Origin of the sequence: Cobetia sp. Ld8 (genome assembly GCF_045066615.1) — a bacterium.
Taxonomy (GTDB): Bacteria; Pseudomonadota; Gammaproteobacteria; order Pseudomonadales; family Halomonadaceae; genus Cobetia; species Cobetia amphilecti.
In genome coordinates this window covers 237,935-256,547 of record NZ_JBISHF010000008.1, presented here as the reverse complement: position 1 = coordinate 256,547, position 18,613 = coordinate 237,935, and the positions used below count along the sequence as shown (strand labels likewise).

Here is an 18,613-nt window from a genome sequence, read left to right as displayed (position 1 = left end):
AGGTAATGACGGGATGTGCGGGATTGTAGGTTTGATGGCCAACGCCTCGGTCAACCAGGCGCTGTATGACGCGCTGACCGTATTGCAGCACCGCGGGCAGGATGCCGCGGGCATGATGACCTGGCACGAAGGTCGTTTCCTGCTGCGCAAGAGCAATGGTCTGGTGCGTGATGTCTTCCGCACTCGTCACATGCAGCGTCTCAAGGGCAACATGGGGATCGGCCATGTTCGCTACCCGACCGCCGGTTCCTCCAGCGAGGCGGAATCACAGCCGTTCTATGTCAACTCGCCTTACGGCATCACGCTGGCGCACAACGGCAACCTGACCAACTCCGACCAGCTCAAGCAGGAGTTGTTCTCCTCTGATCTGCGTCACATCAACACCAGCTCCGATTCCGAGGTGCTGCTCAACGTCTTCGCTCACGAGCTGGGCAAGCAGGGCATGCGTCTGGGTGCCGGTGATGTGTTCGATGCCGTGCGTCGTGTGCATCGTCGCTGCAAGGGCGGCTACGCGGCCGTCTCGATCATCAACGGCACTGGCCTGGTCGCTTTCCGCGATCCGCACGGCATCCGTCCGGCGTGTTTCGGCAAGCGTGACTCCGCCGAAGGCGTCGAGTACATGATCGCCTCCGAATCCGTGGCGCTCGACGTCGCCGGCTTCGAGCTGATCCGTGACCTGGCCCCGGGTGAAGCGGTATTCATCGACATGGAGCGTGAGCTGCACACCCTGCAGTGCGCGGATGACCCGGTTCTCAAGCCGTGCATCTTCGAACACGTCTACCTGGCGCGTCCGGACTCCCTGCTCGACGGTGCCTATGTCTACGGCACCCGCATGCGCATGGGCGAGAAGCTGGCCGACAAGATCGTGCGGGAATGGCCGGAGCAGGACATCGATGTCGTGATTCCGATCCCCGATACCTCGCGTACCTCCGCCCTCGAGCTGGCCCAGCATCTGGGAGTGACTTACCGCGAAGGCTTCATGAAGAACCGCTATATCGGCCGTACCTTCATCATGCCGGGTCAGACACTGCGCAAGAAGTCCGTGCGTCAGAAGCTAAACGCCATCGATATCGAGTTTGCCGGCAAGAACGTGCTGCTGGTGGATGATTCCATCGTGCGCGGCACCACCTGCAACGAGATCATCCAGATGGCGCGCGAAGCAGGCGCCAAGAACGTCTACTTTGCCTCGGCAGCCCCGGCGGTTCGCTATCCCAACGTCTATGGCATCGACATGCCGGCAGCAGAAGAGCTGATCGCCCATGACCGTACCGAGAAGGAAATCGCGGACCTGATCGGCGCTGACCGTCTGTTCTATCAGGACCTCGACGACCTGAAGGACGCCTGTCGTGAAGTCAATCCGGCGCTGGATGAGTTCGATTGCTCCGTGTTCGACGGTGTCTACGTGACCGGCGATATCGACGAAGCCTATCTGAACGACCTGCGTGCCTCGCGCAATGATGGCGCCAAGAGCGCCGGCGAGACCCACGCGGTGGTGGATCTGCACAACGATTCGGAAGATCTCGACTGATCCGGCTGCCTGCCATCCTCGGCAGGCAATCGCGCGATGAGCGAACCGCAACGGGCTCCGGAGAAATCCGGGGCCCGTTGCGCGTTCAAAACCGGTAACATTGGCGCATCGCTTTTCCTTCTTCTTGCTGTCGACGCGACCCGAAATGCTGAAGACGCGACATGTCACAGCGGCGCGTGACGCTGGATCGTGATTCACAGGGCAGTAGATTCCATCAGTAGAGGTATTGGACACCATGCACGACGACAATCTTTCCCGCGCCGGTCTTTCCCGCGATGAGCTGGGCCTCGAGACGCTCGCCATCCGTGCCGGTCACCTGCGCGGTGCCGAGCAGGAACACGGCGAGCCCATCTACACCACCTCAAGCTTCGTCTATGGCAGCGCCGCTGAGGCCGCAGCCAAGTTCGGGGGCGATGAAGCCGGCAACATCTACTCGCGCTTCACCAATCCGACGGTACGCTTCTTCGAGGAGCGCCTGGCGGCGATGGAAGGCGGTGAGCGTTGCGTGGCGACCAGTTCCGGCATGGCCGCGATCATGTCCACCGTGCTGGCGTTGCTGGAATCCGGCGATGAAATCGTCGCGTCGCGTTCCATCTTCGGTTCGAGCGTCAGCCTGTTCACCAAGTACTTCGGCAAGCTGGGCATCACCACGCGCTTCGTCGAACTGAAGGATCTGGACGCCTGGCGCGACGCGATCACGCCGGCCACCAAGCTGTTGTTCGCCGAGACGCCGTCCAATCCGCTGTCCGAGCTTGGCGATATCCAGGCATTGGCGGCGCTGGCCCATGAGAACGACGCCTGGCTCGCCATCGACAACTGCTTCTGTACGCCGGCCCTGCAGCGCCCGCTGACGCTGGGCGCCGATATCGTCATCCACTCCGCCACCAAGTATCTCGATGGTCAGGGCCGGACGCTGGGTGGTGCCGTGGTGGGAAGCTCCTCGTTGATGGAGGAGGTCTATGGCGTGGTGCGTACCTGCGGGCCGTGCCTGAGCCCCTTCAACGCCTGGGTCTTCCTCAAGGGCCTGGAGACGCTGAACATTCGCATGGAAGCCCACTGTGCACGCGCGCTGACGCTGGCACATTGGCTGGAATCGCATCCGGCCATCGAGCGGGTGCATTACTCCGGACTTGAGAGCCATCCGCAGCATGAACTGGCCAAGGCCCAGCAGAAGGCCTTCGGTGCGGTGCTGGGGGTGGTGGTCAAGGGCGGCCGCGAGGCGGCCTGGTCGGTGGTCGATGCGACGCGCATCCTGTCGATCACCGGCAACCTGGGCGACGTGAAGACCACCATCACGCACCCGGCCACCACGACTCACGGTCGCCTCAGCGATGAACAGAAAGCGGCCGCCGGCATCGAAGAGGGCCTGCTGCGTATTGCCGTCGGCCTGGAAGACCTCGACGACATCAAGCGTGATCTGGCGCGCGGACTTGATCGCCTCGCGAGCTGAGTCCCGTAACGCCTGCCTTTGCACACCAACGCCCGGTTCTGCCGGGCGTTGGTGTCTCTGGACAATTTCGCTGGTGTTGCCCGCAAGGGTTGGCGTCCGTTCGGGCACTGGTTAAGCTCTTGCTCAAAGAACCTGTCAGCTCGATGGTCAGGTGAAGACTGTCATCAGGAGCACCTCATGTGGCGTAATTCTCGACGGGGCTGGGGCTGGCCTGTCATCGTGATGCATTGGCTGTCGGCGCTGGCCATCGTCGGGCTCTTCGCGCTGGGCTGGTGGATGACGTCGCTTGGCTATTACGATACCTGGTACCAGCTCGGTCCGTGGTGGCATCGCTCGGTCGGGGTGATATTGCTGGTGCTGACGCTGGTGCGGCTCGCCTGGCGCTGGAGCCAGACGACCCCGCAGGCGCACGGCACGCGCAATGAACAGCGCGCGGCGCTGGTTGGGCATGTGCTGCTTTACGTGCTGATGCTGGTGGTGATGATCTCGGGTTACCTCATTTCCACCGCTGACGGGCGAGGCATCAAGGTATTCGATCTCTTCGAGGTGCCGGCAGTGATCTCGGGACTGAAGGATCAGGCATCGCTGGCAGGTGAGGTGCATTGGTATGCTGCCTGTGTGCTGATCATCCTGTCGCTGGGGCATGCGGCGGCGGCATTCAAGCATCACCTGCTGGATGGGCAGGACACGTTGCGGCGCATGATTCGGCCGCTGCGCTGACGAAAAGGAAGGCGTTGGGTACGCTCGAACGCCAGATGTGACGAAACCTCTCAAGGAGCACTAACATGAACAAGACATCCTTCCTCGGCAAGTCACTGGTGGCAGGTCTCATGGCGGCGTCGCTGCCGCTGATGGCGGGGCAGGCACAGGCCTCCGATTACACGATCGATACCGATGGCCAGCACGCCTTCATCCAGTTCAAGATCAGCCATCTGGGCTATTCATACGTGCTGGGGCAGTTCAAGGAGTTCAGTGGTGATTTCTCCTATGACCAGGGCAAGCCGGAAGATGCGAAAGTGTCGGTAGAGGTCGATGTCGATAGCCTGGACAGCGCCCACGCTGAACGCGACAAGCACATCAAGTCGGCCGACTTCCTGGATGTCTCCCAATATCCGACGGCGACCTTCACCTCGACCGGCTTCGAGTCCACCGGCGATGGTTCCGGCAAGCTGAAGGGTGACCTGACGCTGCACGGCCAGACGCAGCCCGTGACCCTGGATGTGGATCATATCGGCGGTGGTGAAGACCCGTGGGGCGGCTACCGTCAGGGCTTTGAAGGCACCACCACGCTGAAGCTCGCCGATTACGGCATCGATACATCCAAGCTTGGACCGAATGCGGCCACCGTCGATCTGTACCTGGTCATCGAAGGTATCCGCCAGTAAGGACGGCAAGCGCAGGACACTGGTGCTGACGTCAGCGCCGACAGTGTGCACTGACGCTATGGGCTGAGCGCAAGCGCTCTGCAATCCGACCCCATGCCTCTCGACACAAACGCCCCTGCCAATCGGCAGGGGCGTTTGTGTTTGTGCAAGGCGCTCGCATCACATGGAGCGTCGTTCAGGCGTCAGCCGCGCAATGCCAGATAGCCGCCTGCCCCGATCATCAGGCCGCCGGCGCTGCGATTGAGGCGTTTGACCGCCTTCGCCGAACGCAGATAGCGGCGGACACGCCCGGCGAGATAGCCCACCGGCACCACGCCCAGCAGCAATGCGCTCAGGTTGAGTCCGGCGGCGATCACGATATCGCTGCCGGACAGCCGGGTGATATCCATGAAGGTGGGCAGGAAGGCGATATAGAACAGGATGACCTTGGGGTTGGATGCCGAGATGAGAAAGCCCTGCAGAAACCCTTTCCACCAGTTGCCACGTAGCCTGGGGACATCAGTCTCATCCAGCGTCGGTGAGCTCGTCCATAACTTGTAGCCGAGATAGAGCAGGTAGGCGGCGCCCAGGATACGGATGACCACGAAGACCTCGCCCCAATGCGTGGCCAGTGCCGACAGGCCGAACACCGCCGCCAGCATGTAGCAGACATCACTGAGACTCATGCCCACGGCCATCGGCACGCAGGCGTTGCCACCCTGGCTCATGCCGCGCGCCAGCAGCGCCAGGATGCCAGGCCCGGGGGTGATGCCAAACAGGAAGATGGCAATGAAGAAGGTCAGCCCGCTTTCAAAGGTCATGAGAGGTCCCTGATGCATAGAGGGGAGGGCAGCGCCGCCACAGCGACGATGCAATCAAGCGCGTCTCGACGACAGGCGAGAGCGCCAAGCGCAAGACACCAGAGTAATGCAAAGCGCGGCGGCGCGGGAGAGCAGAACAAGAGGAGGGGATGAAGGAGGAGAAAGCGAGAACAAGGAAAGAGTGAAGAGAGCAGAAGGAAGAGGAGAGAAGAGAGAGAAGAAGGAAGAATCGTGTAACAGGGCAGATGCATGATTCAAGACAAGCGCGAAGCGGGCGCTCTGTGGCATAAAAAAGCGCCAGCCGGTGGCCCGGCTGGCGCTGGGTGCTACACATGCACGTTTTCGTCGGCGCGCATCTTGTGACAGTGCGTCACCTGATGGCAGGTTCTCCTTCTTCTTTCCTGTGTCTGACGCCATGAGGCACTTAGGCACTTAGATACTCAGGTGCTCAGGCGCTTGGGCGCTCAGGGACTCAGGCGCTCAGAACAGGGTTTCACGTATCGGGGGGCATCGGCATCGTGGCTTCTGCGCGGCGGGACTTCAGATGAGACGACGCCGCAAGCTGCGATGCGTCTCGCTGCGATGGCTCGCGAGCAATCCGTTGCTCACTCGCAGTCGTTGAGGACGGCGTCCGGGAAATGACGACGCAGCATGCGGTTCTGGAACTCGTCGATGAACGAGCAGTTGATGATGATGATGAAACGCTCGAAGTGCTCGCCGGCGTTCTCCTGGGTGATGGAGCTGACACTGTGGAACAGCTGGTCATCGTGGATATGCAGGACCTCGCCCGGTGCCAGCTCCGTGGTGGTAAGCAGCTCTTTGCCTGCCTTGTCCTGATAGAGGGTGTTGATGGCGCCGCTGACATTCTCGCGATTGAGCACCAGGATGCTCAGGTACTTGCAGCCATCGGCGTGGATGCCCTGACCCTGGAGAGGGTCGATGGTGCCATCACCGCGCACGCCGGTGATCTGCATCAGGATAGGTTCACGCGGGCCGATACCCCACATGTCGGCCCAGGCCTTCACGAAGGCGCGCACATCCTCGCGCTCGGTGAAGCTCTCTTCCAGCGGTGCGTAATAGCGCAGACGGTCAGCCATGCTGGCGGCGTCATTGAACTTGCCGCCCTGGGCCATCGGACATTCGCCCAGCGTCTCGACTTCATGCTGGTCGTTCAGGTGCAGCCAGGACATGCGCTTCCAGCGGGTGTTGACGTAGGGGTCACGCGGCAGGTCCTTCAGGAAGCCCTGCCAGGCCTCGAGGTCGATCTGGGAGGTGATGGATGCCTTGCTCCAATGCTGGCGTGCCAGCTCCTCGTGGACTGCCTCCGGCCAGTACTGCGAGGCAAGCGGCAGGCGCAAGGGGGTGGTGTCCGTCTTGGGGGTCGGGTAGTGCTCCACCAGGCCGCCCTGTTCCAGGGTGATCTTGCGGGAAGAGTCGGCCAGTTGACGTACGCCACGATTTGCGATGTTCATATGAAATTCCTCGACGTTTTGTGCGCTTGGGCGCAAATGGAAGGTGTTGCGTTGGCAACGTCGAGGAGAATGGGAAGGTGTGCACGAGATAGTCAAACCCGTACCATGGCGGTAACACGCTAATCTTGCGCAAGTATCATCAATATGGGTGCATCGCCAAGATCAAGGCATGGGTAATCTAATCGACTGGCATTATGTAAGTCATTGACGCTATTCTTCGCCTTTGCAGGCGAGCAGCGCAGCACAGGTTCAGGTCGTCTGACACTGCATGCAGCGTTGAGGATAGTTTTCGAGAGGCGCTGCAAGACGCTGGGTTTACGCGCAGCAGGCCCTTAGACTTCTCTCATGACGATAAGGACTCGTTCTGTGTGTGTGAGAACTCGTTCGAAGTGACATCCCGTCACGAGTTGATCTGCCCCGCCGAAGTCCGGCGAACAGGCGAAGGACGGCAGCGGAGGTATCCTTCAATATGGCTAAAGGGCTCCGCCAGGCCAGCAGGGCCGCCGGAATGCTGTGCTCTCGTCCCGTCATCATTGTCGTGGTATTGACGTTGATGGTGGTGGTGATGTCGGGCCAGAGCATGCTGGGTCGATGGCCAACCGCGTTACTGATGGTGATTCTTGGCGCAACTGCGGGCATCATGCTATCTCGCAAGCGTCAGGTGTCACATCATCAGCATACGCAGGAGGCGGTCATGCAGACGAGTATGGTTGGCCTCTCGACCAGCAAGGGACTTCCCGTCAGTGATCAGCGCTTTCGAGAGCTGTTGGAAAGTCTGCCGCGCGTCGCCGTTCAGGGCTATGACAGCCAGCGCCGCGTCATCTACTGGAACGAGGCCAGCGAGCGGTTATACGGCTATAGCGAGCAGGAAGCTCGCGGGCGATGCCTGGAAACTCTGGTGATCCCGGAGACGATGGCAGATGTCGTCGTGGACGCACACCATGCCTGGGTCTCTCAAGGTATCGAAATTCCCTCCAGTGAACTTGAGCTCAAGCACAAGTCAGGCGCTCCCGTGCCTGTCTTTTCCCACCATGTGATGTTGGGAGAGCGCACTGACAACCCGCTGATGTTCTGTATCGACATCGATCTGGCGGGGGAGCGCAAGGTCCAGCGTGATCTGGATTACATGACGCGTTTCGATCCCCTGACGGAGCTGCCCAATCGGCAGACCTTCGAGAGCGAACTCGGCGAGGCGCTCAGTGAATGTCAGCGTCATGACGACACCCTGATGGTGCTGTTTCTCGATATCGATCATTTCACAGAGATCAATGACACCCTCGGTTACGAGATGGGTGACCGCGTCATCCGTAGCGTGGCCAAGCGTCTCCAGGGCTTCCAGCGCAATCAGGATCTGCTCTCGCGCTTTGGTGGCGATGAATTCGTGCTGGCGATGCCACGTCTGGATTACGAGAGCGATGCCCTGTCGGTGGTCGAACGCATTCGTCAGGACTTCCAGCGGCCCTTCGAGATCGAGGGGCGCCAGCTGTTGCTGCGATTTAGCATCGGCATCAGCCTGTATCCCGAGAATGGGAGTGAAGCGGCCGAGCTGGTACGCAATGCCGATGTCGCCAAGCATCGTGCCAAGCAAGCCGGGCGCGATGGCTATCAGTTCTTCAATCAAGAAGTCCGAGACGAGATGCTGCACCAGCACCATCTGGCCGGACGTCTGCAGTCGCTGCTGAATCAGGACGGCGGTGGGGAATTGTCGCTGCATTATCAGCCGCAGGTGGCGGCGCGCAGTGAGCGCATCGAATCCTTCGAGGCGCTGCTGCGCTGGCATTCTCCCGAGGGTTATATTCCGCCCTCCGACTTCGTGAAGGTCGCCGAGCGCACCAATCTGATCGAGCGTCTGGGAGACTGGGTCATCCGCCAGGCGTGTCGTCAGCAGGCCGAATGGCGCGCCATGGGGCTGAAGGGCTACCGGATCGACATCAACATCTCCGGACGCCAGGCCATCAGTTCGGACGTCTTCACCCGCCTTGAGGCCTACGTCGAGGAATATGGGCTGACACCGCGGGACATCGGTATCGAGCTGACCGAGAACGTGTTGATCGATGCCGATATCAAGGTGCGCGACAGCCTGCGGGCGCTCTACGACCGTGGCTACAAGATCGCCATCGATGACTTCGGCACCGGCTATTCCTCGATGAGCTATCTCAAGTTGTTGCCCGTGACAGCGCTCAAGATAGATCGCTCCTTCGTGATCGAGTGCGCCCAGGAACCCAAGGACCGCGCCATCATGGAGGCCACGGTCTTCCTTGGTCATCGCCTCGGGCTGGAGGTGGTCGCGGAAGGGGTCGAGAACGAACAGCAGCTGGAGTTGCTGCGCGAGATGCGTTGTGACCTGATCCAGGGCTATTACTTCTACAAGCCGATGGCGGCCACGGACATTCAGCGCCTGTTACTCGGCAGCAACAATCCGCCGAATCGCGCCTCGGGGGCCCTCGCCTCGGACAAGGGCGCTGCAGCCCCTGGCTGTCACTGATACCGGTCGGCCATGCGAGTGATTGATGGTGCTTCTCCAGCAAAGGTCTGTTGCTGTTTGGACCCTTTTTTGTTCGCGGACTAAAAGATATGATGCTGACAGTTGAAACGCGTCAGGCCGTCACCCTTCATCTCGAGTCCTCCATCTCGGATAAGGACTGGCCACCTGACGTGAAGTCTTCGAGTCGAGCCAGCCATGGCTCCTCGATCATTTCTGCCGAGGGTGGCTGCGTCGTTCAATGCGCAGGGTTGTTCGCCCATCCTCGCTTCCAGCCTGCGTTGCAGGTTGCGATGGTTCCTTGAGCGGATTCACGATCTTTCCGGCGCTATCCTCTGGATACATGTCCGGGCAAGCCAGTCCTTGTGACTGGCTTTTTTTATGCCTGTCACAAAGTGTGGCTAGTGGGGCGGGGCCGTCGCCAGTTCCCGGGCGAGCCATTCGCCCAGCGCTTCGGCATGCGGATGGCGAGCACGAGCGCGGCCGACCTGCGGCAATGTCAGCGTCAGACATGCCTCGGTCTCGACGAAGCCCCAGGGGGCCACGAGGCGCTTGCTGCGCAGGTCTTCCTCCACCAGATAGTCCGGCGCGATGCCGACGCCCAGCCCGACCAGTGTCGCCTCGAGCAGGTAGTTGAGGTGCTCGAAACCTTGCGCGTAATCAAGCCCCTCACTGGACAGCCCCTGGCGTGAGCACCAATCCGGCCAGGCTTGCGGGCGTGATCGGGTATGCAGCAGGGGCAGGCCCAGCAGAACCTCGGGGCAAGGGGGGCTGGATGCCTCGCTCAGCCACTCGCTGTCGGGCCGCAGGACGGGCCCGATGCGCTCGGTACCCAGCACGCGCGTCTCCTGATGCTCGGCGTCATCAAAGGGCGGCGTCTGGAAGCGCAGGACACCGTCCACGCCATTGCGCAGCCCTTCGTTGTCATCACTGGCGGTCAGGTGCAGCTCGAGTTCCGGCAGGGCGTCCTTGAGTGCCCCCAGCCGCGGAATGAACCAGCGTGCCAGAAACGACCCCGGGCAGCTCAGCACGAAGGGCGCCCGCGCATCACTGCGTGCCAGTGCGCCGCACACGCGTGCCAGACCGCCAAGGTGATGACGGGTCGCGGTCGCCAGCTCACGGCCGGCCTGTGTCAGCGTCAGGCCACGCCCGGCACGATCGAACAGGCGTGTGCCGAGTGCGTCTTCCAGCTGGCGGATCTGACGGCTGACGGCCCCGTGGGTCACATGCAGTTCCTCTGCGGCGCGCGAGGCGCTCTCATGGCGAGCTGCCACATCGAAGGTGCGCAGGGCATTGAGGGGAGGCAGTAGCTCGGTGCGCTCCATGGTGTGTCTCCTGAGCAAGTGCTGGACGTGTCATTGGCATGGAAAGAGTGGCTGTGCGGCAATGACCGTCTCGACCATCTGTGAGATTTTCTCACACATCTTGGCGAATTTATCGTTTTTCTTCCAGTGCCTGCAGCGCTAGGATGATCACCATATCGCTGGCCCCGCAGATGCCTTGCGCAGTATGTGAGACCAGCCACTGACACGATTCGAGGAGTTCAGCATGAGCCAGACGACTGCTACCCCCAGCCTGCGCCAAGGGCCTGATGCCAAGGGTTTCTTCGGTGATTTCGGCGGCCGCTTCGTTGCCGAGACGCTGATGCCGTTGATTCTGCACCTGCAGCGCGAGTATGAAGCCGCCAAGCAGGACCCGGCATTCGCCGAGGAGCTGGCTGGTCTGTCCGCGGACTATGTCGGCCGCCAGAGCCCGCTGTATTTCGCCGAGCGTCTGACCGAGCAGCTGGGCGGCGCCAAGATCTATCTCAAGCGTGAAGACCTGATGCATACCGGGGCTCACAAGATCAACAACGCGCTGGGCCAGGTACTGCTCGCTCGCCGCATGGGCAAGCAGCGCATCATCGCCGAGACCGGTGCCGGCATGCACGGTGTGGCGACTGCCACCGTGGCGGCGCGTTTCGGGCTGGACTGCGTGATCTACATGGGCTCCACCGATATCCATCGTCAGCAGCCCAATGTGCAGCGCATGCAGCTGCTGGGCGCCAAGGTCGTGCCTGTCACCGCCGGTGATGGCACGCTGAAGGACGCCATGAACGAGGCGCTGCGTGACTGGGTCACCAACGTCGATGACACCTTCTACATCATCGGTACCGTGGCCGGGCCGCACCCGTACCCGCAGCTGGTGCGTGACTTCCAGTCCATCATCGGTCAGGAAACCCGCGTGCAGCTGCAGGAGAAGGAAGGGCGTCTGCCGGATTCGTTGGTCGCCTGCATCGGCGGCGGTTCCAACGCCATGGGCCTGTTCCATCCGTTCCTCGATGAGGAAAGCGTCGAGATCATCGGTGTCGAAGCCGCTGGTGAAGGCCTGGAGACTCCGCGTCATGCTGCCAGCCTCAAGGGCGGCCTGCCAGGCGTACTGCATGGCAACCGCACCTTCCTGCTGCAGGATGAAGAAGGACAGATCGGCGATGCGCACTCCATCTCCGCCGGGCTCGACTATCCGGGTATCGGTCCGGAACACGCATGGTTGCATGACATCAAGCGTGCCGAATATGTCGCCGCGACCGACCAGGAAGCGCTGGATGCCTTCAAGATGCTGTGCCGTCTGGAAGGCATCATTCCGGCGCTGGAGTCCTCCCACGCGCTGGCGGAAGTCATCAAGCGTGCGCCGGGCCTGCCGAAGGACCACCTGATGGTGGTCAACCTGAGCGGCCGTGGTGACAAGGACATGGCCACCGTGACTCATCACCTGGCCGACGAACTGGGCCTGAACCCTGACGGCGAGTAAGCCCGGGTCTGTCACGTGTTGCCCGGCGTCAGAGTCGTCAGTCGCTGATCGAGTCTGAGCGCCCCATGCCTTCTTCGCCTGCAGGTGTAATCGATGCCTGCAGGCCAGCAAATTCGGAGTCTATTGATGAGCACTTCCGCTATCGACACTACTGCCAGCAGCCGTCTTGACCGTCGCTTCGCTGCCGTGCGCGCCGAGAATCGTGCTGCGCTGGTGACCTACATCACTGCGGGCGATCCCGGCTACGATGCCAGCCTCGCGACCTTCCTCGGCATGGCGGACGCCGGCGCCGATGTCATCGAGCTGGGCATGCCGTTCACGGACCCGATGGCCGATGGTCTGGCCATTCAGCATGCCACCCAGCGTGCCCTGAAGGCCGGCCAGACCATGGACCGCACCCTGGCGATGGTCAGCGAGTTCCGCAAGCGCGATCAGGACACTCCCATCGTGCTGATGGGCTACTACAACCCGATCTATCGTCGTGGCGTGAGCCGTTTTCTCGAGCAGGCAAGCGAGGCAGGCGTCGACGGCCTGATCGTCGTCGATCTGCCGCCGGAGCACGATGACGAGCTGTGCGTCCCGGCCAGCGAAGCGGGCATCAGCTTCATTCGCCTCGCTACGCCGACCACCGACAGCGAGCGTCTGCCGGGTGTACTGGCCAACACCTCGGGCTTCCTCTACTACGTCTCCAGCAATGGCGTGACCGGCGGCGCGGCACCGACTGCCGAGAAGGTCGAGGCCGAGGTCGGTCGCATTCGTGAACATACCGATATTCCGGTCGCGGTCGGCTTCGGTATCCGTACCGCTGAACAGGCGGCACGGATCGGGCATTTCTCCGACGGTGTGGTGGTCGGCTCTGCCTTGATCGACCTGCAGGCCAATGCCGAGACACCGGAGCAGGGCACTCAGGCCGTGCACGCCCTGACCCGTGAACTGGCAGACGCCCTGAAGACCGCGCGTCAGTGATCACTGGTTAGCGGCCAGCATGCCCCTCGCAGGGGCGATAGTTAGATAGACAGCAACGCCTCGAACCCTGTTCGGGGCGTTGCTGTTTGTAGGGCACGTGCTATCGGCACGACGCGGCGTGTCACGTCCATCGCCTCGTTCTTACTCTCGCTCTTGCTTTCATTCTTGTGAAGCACGCGATGGCAGAATCTCGGCCAACCAGTGTGCTATCCGCCCACGTACCGGCTCACTGTCGTGCCATTGCAGCAACAGGTGGGGTGCCTCGGGCAGGTAATGAATCTCGAGCGTGTCGCGTGAGGCGCTCGGCCAGTCGCTGACCAGCCGCTCGATGGCCACCCGGGGCACGGTCTCATCGCGATCACCGTGCAACAGCAGGGTGGGCGGCAGCCGTGTGTCAGCAAAAAGCGCCGCGATGTCATCGCTGGCGTGATCCGTGAAGCGAATCAGACCGTAATAGGCATCAAGGCGCACGGAATGCACGACGCGTGAATCCTCGGCCAACCGCCTGGCGGCTGCGGGCTTGAGTTCTCCTTCGGGGTACCTGCGTGGTACCTCCACGCTGGTCGCGGGGATCAGGTGCGCCGCCGTCCAGAGCCCTGCGTTGTACAGATAGCGCCAGCGGATGCCGCCGCGGACGCCCGGGGCGGCGAGCAGGCTGCCATCGATCGACAGCGCCGGATGTTGGGCGAGGGCATTGAGTATCACCGAGCCGCCCATGCTTTCGCCCGCCACGATCAAGGGGAGGTTCGGGTGGCGCTGGCGCAGTACTGTGATGGCGTCCACCAGGTCCTCGACCAGCAACGGGGACTCCGGCCATCGCCCTTGCTGGCTGGACTCCCCGAAACCGCGTTGGTCATAGGCGTATGTCACGATGCCTTGTCCGGCCAGCCACGGGCCCAGATCGGCATATGCCAGCCGGAAGTCGCCGTAGCTGTGCAGGCCAAGCAGCATGGCGCGTTGAGGGGTTGCCTGCGCAGGGTGCCAGGACTCCCATGCCAGCGACGTGGCGTCGCGGGTCATGAGATGGGATGAGGCGGAGGATTCATCAAGGTAAGGGGCCTGGTGGATGTCATTGGCCGCAAGGTAGTGCGGCCCGCATCCCGAGAGCAGCATGCAGAGTGTGACTGACACAAAGGGCAGCAAAGCGTTCAAGGAGTGGCTCTCCGTGGCGAATGGCGTGATGTGTGTACTACGCCCGACGCAGCCGAGTGGATCATGCTGTCAGGGCATCTGAAATGTGAGTGCTATCAGTGTTGTGGGAGTGAACGCGCTCGATTCAAAGGCCTGAGCGGCGCTCGAGAGCCGAATGATGATCGACGCCAGTGCCGATCGAATGACGCTGGACTCATATTCAACGCATCGCAGTGGGTTAATATCACTGAGACATAGGCCGCATACTGGTGCCGAGGATCCGGCACGCTGGTGCTGGTAATTCGCCGAGTCCTAAGGCTCGGCATGTCATCCAGCCAGGATCGCAGAGGAGTCTGCTGAGGATACGCCAGTGAGTGACACCACATCGTTTGGCACCATGCCGAGCACTTCCCGGCCCGCCAATGGCCAGGAAGCCGAAGGCTTGCTGAATCAGCTGCTGGATCACACCAGCAACGGCGTCTGTTGCTACGACCTCGAAGGGCGCATTCGCTGGGTCAACCCCGCCTTTGAGCAGCTTCTCGGCTATCGAGAGCAGCAGGTGATCGGCAAGGTACCCAGTGAATTCTTGATGGGGCCGGCATCCGATCTGCTGGTCATCACCCGATTGCGTGAACAGCGCCGCCGCGGCGAACCCAGCGATGAGGAGCTGGTGCATTACGACAGCAATGGCCAACCACTGCGATTGCGGCTGCGCTGCATTCCGCTCAAGGATTCCAGGGGGCGGGTGGAAGGGTATCTGGGGTTGCAGACGGATATTACCCAGATGCACCGAGCCTTGATGTTGAGCCACTCCCAGCTTGAGCTGCTGGAAGCTGTGGCGGCAGGCCAGTCTCTGGACAAGACATTGCGAGACCTGTGCCTGACCATCGAAGGCGCCGCGGTTCAGGTGCGCTCCTCGTTGTTGCTGCTGGATGATGTGGGCCGCACCATCGTGGCAGGTCAGGGGCCCAGTCTGCCGGCAAGCTTCATGCTGTTCACCCGCGGCTTGAAGATCGGGGAAGGCGTGGGCACCTGTGGGACGGCGATGTGGCGGCGCAAGCCGGTCATGACGCCTTCCATCGCGCAGGAACCTGCCTGGGAGGGCTTCCGTGAGCATCCGCATGCATTGGGACTGGATGCCTGCCTCTCGATGCCGATTCTCGATGGCGACGATCACCCTCTGGGCAGCTTTGCCTTCTATGCCGAGACAGGCGAGGTCTTCGATGCGACTCACCATGGCTTGCTCGAAGTGGCGGTCAAGGTGGCCAGACTGGCGATTGAACGCTATCGACGTGACCAGCAACTGACGCATCAGGCCTTGCACGACTCGTTGACCGGCTTGCCCAATCGGCGCCTCGTGCGTCGTCATCTCTGTGAGCTGGCGGAGCAGGCCCAGCCCGGCGAGATGGGCGCGCTGATGTTCCTGGATCTCGATCACTTCAAGCGTCTCAACGATATCCTCGGACACGATGCCGGTGACCTGGCACTCAAGCAGGTCGCCTCGCGTCTGGCAGAGATGCTGGGCCCGCAGGACTTCCTCGCGCGCCATGGGGGAGACGAGTTCATCGTGCTGCTGGCACCGAGAGCCGGTGGGTCGCGCGAAGCGGCTAGCCGAGCGCGCCAGGTGGCGGAGCAGATGCTGGAGCGACTGCAGGAGCCGCTGGAGCTTGAAGGGCGAACGCATCAGTTGACCGGCTCGTTGGGCATCACGCTCTATCCGCGTCACGAGGAAGGCTATGGCGCCTGCTCTCAGCAAGTGTTGCCGGCTGGCAAGGCGGAGCACACCGAGATCGATAGAGAAGAGGGCGATGCCTGGAGTCACCTCCTGCATCAAGCGGATATCGCGCTCTATGAGAGCAAGGGGGCCGGGCGTGCACGGCTGTGTTTCTTCGCGCCCGAGATGCGCCAGCGCATCATCGATGCCGCCCGGATGGAACATGCGCTGCGTGAGGCCGTGTCTCGCCAGCAGCTGAGCGTCCACCTCCAGCCGCAATTTTCCCTGCCCGAAAGTGGTGAGCCGCAATTGTGTGGCGCCGAGGCATTGCTGCGTTGGCATGACCCGCAGCTGGGGATGGTCTCGCCAGCCACTTTCATCCCCATCGCGGAGGAGTCCGGACTGATTCTCGAGCTGGGGCATTGGGTGCTGGAGCAGGTCTGTCGCGAGCTTGCCGCCATGACCGCCCGAGGCTATGCGCTACCGATGGCGGTCAATGTCAGTCAGGTACAGTTCCGTAGCAGCGAGTTCGTGCCGCAGGTCACCAGGCTGTTGGCGCAACATGACTTCGCGCCTGAGCTCTTGCGTATGGAAATTACCGAGAGCCTGGCGACGGATGATGAAGCGGCAATGCTCGAGAAGATTGACCAGCTGGCAGCCTTGGGCCTGAGCTTCTCGATTGATGATTTCGGCATCGGCTACTCGAATCTGTCGCGTTTGCGTCGTATGCCGCTCAAGGAGCTGAAGATAGATCGCAGCTTCATCAATGACCTGTCTCTCGAGGATGCGCCAGACACGCATACCACGGGCAATGAGATCGTGCGTGCCATGCTGATGATGGCGAGCGCCCTGTCACTTGATGTCGTGGCGGAAGGCGTGGAAGAGACGGAGCAACTCGAAGTCTTGCGGCGCATGGGTTGCTCGCGAGTCCAAGGCTACCTGCTGGGGCGCCCGCGCCCGATGGCAGAGGTGATTGGCGATGCGGAGGCCCGGTTGTCGAAAGGATAGAGGAGGCATGTTCATGAGGCCGTCTCAGCCAGCCAGGGAGCATGACACCGAAATCAGGCGTGGAGCATGCCTTCAGGTTATTGCTCCAGCGCCTCCAGCATGTGGATGACGACGAAGGGGCGTGAAGCTGACGGTGCAGCAATTGTCGGGTTTATCTCGCCACTTCAATGGCTTATACTTCCGCTCGCTACGCCCCCTTAGCTCAGCTGGATAGAGCGGCCCCCTCCTAAGGGGCAGGTCGCAGGTTCGACTCCTGCAGGGGGCGCCAGCGATCCCATCTTCTGGACGACGTCGTCTGTTCTGCCTTCTGCGTCATCGTCTTATCGCTTCTCAGTACCGTTCGTTGCGTGCTCGGCCCTTGCGGTGAGCAGCGTCTGTCCTGACTTCGGGCCCGACTTCCGAGCTTGGTTTCCGCACTTGATTACCCTATCCGATACTCGATCAACAATGCCCTGGCTCTTGGTCTGGACATCGCATCGTCGTGTCTGTCGATCGCTTTGTCACTCGACCGGATTGTCAGCCAATCGTCTTGCCAGTCATTCGTCTTGTCACTCAATTGTCGCGGGAGGGCGCAAGAACAAGCCCTGCAAGAGAGTCTCTCGATAAATGCAGGGCTTTGGGTGTCAGCGGGAGTCTGATGTCACGGCATCAGTGGGCAGGGACAGAAACTCCTGCATGATGCGGGTATCGCGGAAGCGTTCGATCAGCTCCGGATCCGAGTCAAGTGCCGGCGGGTTGGCGAGACCTTCACGAATCTTGGCTGCCAGCGCCTCGATGGAGTCTTCGGAGATCAGGCGCGCTTGATCATGGATCAAGACATTGCGAATGCCGCCGGGGACATCCGGTGCCACGCACGGCGTGCCACAGCACATGCTCTCCACCAGCACGATGCCGAAGGCCTCACTGCGTGAACTGAGCACGAACAGGCGAGCGTGCTTCATCCACGGGTAGGGGTTCAGGCGGCTACCGATCAGGTGGACCCTGTCGCCGACGCCCAGCTCGCGGATCAGCGCTTCAGTGGCTTCCCGCTTGGGGCCATCGCCGACGATGACGAGGTCTTCCTCGATGCCTGAGGCGAGGTATGCCTTGATCAGCATATCCTGACGCTTGACGTCCGAGAGGCGACACACCTGCACCACGTAGGGGCGGGAGGGCAGTTCCACCTCTTCCTCTGCCATGGCGGCGATGGCATCCAGATCACAGACATTGCCGATGGTCGCGAGTCTCGCCGCCTTGATCCCGTGATGGTCCAGCAGGTGTTCCAGTTGCTGGCGCACATTGTCGGTGTTGCACACGACCTGCTTGCGGCTATACAGGCGGCTCAACAGGAAGCGTTGTTGCCAGCCCTCTTTCAGGTCGCCGGGCCATGACACCGCCACCTGCCACAGGCGAGAGTCCCGCCACGACCAGAAGGTCTCGAAGGCGCCCTGGCCGCGCGTGATGACTCGATCGATCGGGCCGTGTTCCTTCTCCAGACGTGCGATGAAACGGCGCAGATAGCGGCCGCCGTAATAGCCCCGCCAGACGAATTCTGAGCCCTTGATCCATGGAGCCAGCAGCAGGCGGGTGAACAGGTCGTAGAACAGGCCGATGCCCGTCTTGCGAAATGCCTTGTCGAAGTCGACCTGATGAAGGTGCACGCCGGCATCCGGGACGAGCTCCAGTTCGCCCTTCAATACCAGTACATGAACCTCATGCCCTTCGCGGTGCAAGACATTGGCGAGATTGACGGTATTGCGTTGGATACCGCCGATGTTGAGCTTGCGGACGATTAGCAGGACGCGTTGGCTCATGACCTCCCTCCTTCGCCATGTGCCGTTCCTTGGCCCCTCGATGCAGGCGCCATTCTACGCCGATCCATTTGGCGGAGGAAATGCGTGGCGGCGG

General features: G+C 61.6%; 13 protein-coding genes and 1 tRNA gene. 9 read left to right on the top strand and 5 right to left on the bottom strand.

Translation table 11 applies throughout. The annotated features are described in order from the left end of the window. Positions 1-13: 13 nt before the first annotated feature. From purF to ACJJV2_RS12025, 4 genes are all read left to right on the top strand, one after another. Positions 14-1,528 carry an amidophosphoribosyltransferase gene (gene purF / locus ACJJV2_RS12040; RefSeq protein WP_043336916.1) on the top strand — a complete coding sequence of 505 codons (1,515 nt, stop codon included), beginning with the start codon at positions 14-16 and terminating at the stop codon, positions 1,526-1,528. Between the two features lie 235 nt (positions 1,529-1,763). Continuing rightward, positions 1,764-2,978, top strand: a complete 1,215-nt coding sequence (locus ACJJV2_RS12035) for an O-succinylhomoserine sulfhydrylase (protein WP_405281150.1) — start codon at positions 1,764-1,766, stop codon at positions 2,976-2,978. A gap of 177 nt (positions 2,979-3,155) precedes the next feature. Beyond that, on the top strand, positions 3,156-3,698 hold the full coding sequence (locus tag ACJJV2_RS12030) for a cytochrome b (protein ID WP_405281147.1): 543 nt from the start codon (positions 3,156-3,158) through the stop codon (positions 3,696-3,698). 65 nt (positions 3,699-3,763) lie between these two features. Further along, positions 3,764-4,363 (top strand): YceI family protein, encoded by a 600-nt coding sequence (locus ACJJV2_RS12025; protein WP_043336921.1) that lies wholly within the window; start codon positions 3,764-3,766, stop codon positions 4,361-4,363. Positions 4,364-4,545: 182 nt separating this feature from the next. On the opposite strand, the gene ACJJV2_RS12020 is transcribed toward ACJJV2_RS12025, so the two are convergent. Both ACJJV2_RS12020 and ACJJV2_RS12015 read right to left on the bottom strand, forming a co-directional pair. Beyond that, the gene (locus ACJJV2_RS12020) at positions 4,546-5,163 is read right to left on the bottom strand and encodes a LysE family translocator (protein ID WP_054554925.1); all 618 of its coding nucleotides are present in this window, start codon (positions 5,161-5,163) and stop codon (positions 4,546-4,548) included. A 605-nt stretch (positions 5,164-5,768) separates the two neighbouring features. Next, positions 5,769-6,635, bottom strand: coding sequence for a 2OG-Fe dioxygenase family protein (locus ACJJV2_RS12015; RefSeq protein WP_084589647.1), 867 nt, complete (start codon positions 6,633-6,635; stop codon positions 5,769-5,771). Positions 6,636-7,329: 694 nt separating this feature from the next. Between ACJJV2_RS12015 and ACJJV2_RS12010 the strand changes: the two genes are divergently transcribed. After that, positions 7,330-9,120: a putative bifunctional diguanylate cyclase/phosphodiesterase gene (locus tag ACJJV2_RS12010; RefSeq protein WP_405281142.1), complete on the top strand. Its 1,791-nt coding sequence runs from the start codon at positions 7,330-7,332 to the stop codon at positions 9,118-9,120. A 398-nt stretch (positions 9,121-9,518) separates the two neighbouring features. Here the strand turns inward: ACJJV2_RS12010 and ACJJV2_RS12005 are convergent, their stop codons facing one another. Next, entirely contained in the window at positions 9,519-10,442 is a 924-nt protein-coding gene (locus tag ACJJV2_RS12005; RefSeq protein WP_405281139.1) for a LysR family transcriptional regulator, read from the bottom strand. Between the two features lie 223 nt (positions 10,443-10,665). Between ACJJV2_RS12005 and trpB the strand changes: the two genes are divergently transcribed. Both trpB and trpA read left to right on the top strand, forming a co-directional pair. Continuing rightward, positions 10,666-11,907, top strand: a complete 1,242-nt coding sequence (trpB, locus tag ACJJV2_RS12000; RefSeq protein WP_054554923.1) for a tryptophan synthase subunit beta — start codon at positions 10,666-10,668, stop codon at positions 11,905-11,907. A 126-nt stretch (positions 11,908-12,033) separates the two neighbouring features. Next, positions 12,034-12,873 carry a tryptophan synthase subunit alpha gene (gene trpA / locus ACJJV2_RS11995; protein ID WP_405281135.1) on the top strand — a complete coding sequence of 280 codons (840 nt, stop codon included), beginning with the start codon at positions 12,034-12,036 and terminating at the stop codon, positions 12,871-12,873. A 159-nt stretch (positions 12,874-13,032) separates the two neighbouring features. On the opposite strand, the gene ACJJV2_RS11990 is transcribed toward trpA, so the two are convergent. Next, entirely contained in the window at positions 13,033-13,893 is an 861-nt protein-coding gene (locus ACJJV2_RS11990; RefSeq protein ID WP_405281132.1) for an alpha/beta fold hydrolase, read from the bottom strand. Positions 13,894-14,374: 481 nt separating this feature from the next. Between ACJJV2_RS11990 and ACJJV2_RS11985 the strand changes: the two genes are divergently transcribed. Both ACJJV2_RS11985 and ACJJV2_RS11980 read left to right on the top strand, forming a co-directional pair. Next, the gene (locus ACJJV2_RS11985; RefSeq protein WP_405281129.1) at positions 14,375-16,726 is read left to right on the top strand and encodes an EAL domain-containing protein; all 2,352 of its coding nucleotides are present in this window, start codon (positions 14,375-14,377) and stop codon (positions 16,724-16,726) included. A 191-nt stretch (positions 16,727-16,917) separates the two neighbouring features. Beyond that, positions 16,918-16,994: transfer RNA gene (locus ACJJV2_RS11980), tRNA-Arg, on the top strand. Positions 16,995-17,349: 355 nt separating this feature from the next. On the opposite strand, the gene ACJJV2_RS11975 is transcribed toward ACJJV2_RS11980, so the two are convergent. Continuing rightward, positions 17,350-18,519: a glycosyltransferase gene (locus tag ACJJV2_RS11975; protein ID WP_405281126.1), complete on the bottom strand. Its 1,170-nt coding sequence runs from the start codon at positions 18,517-18,519 to the stop codon at positions 17,350-17,352. Positions 18,520-18,613: the final 94 nt, after the last annotated feature.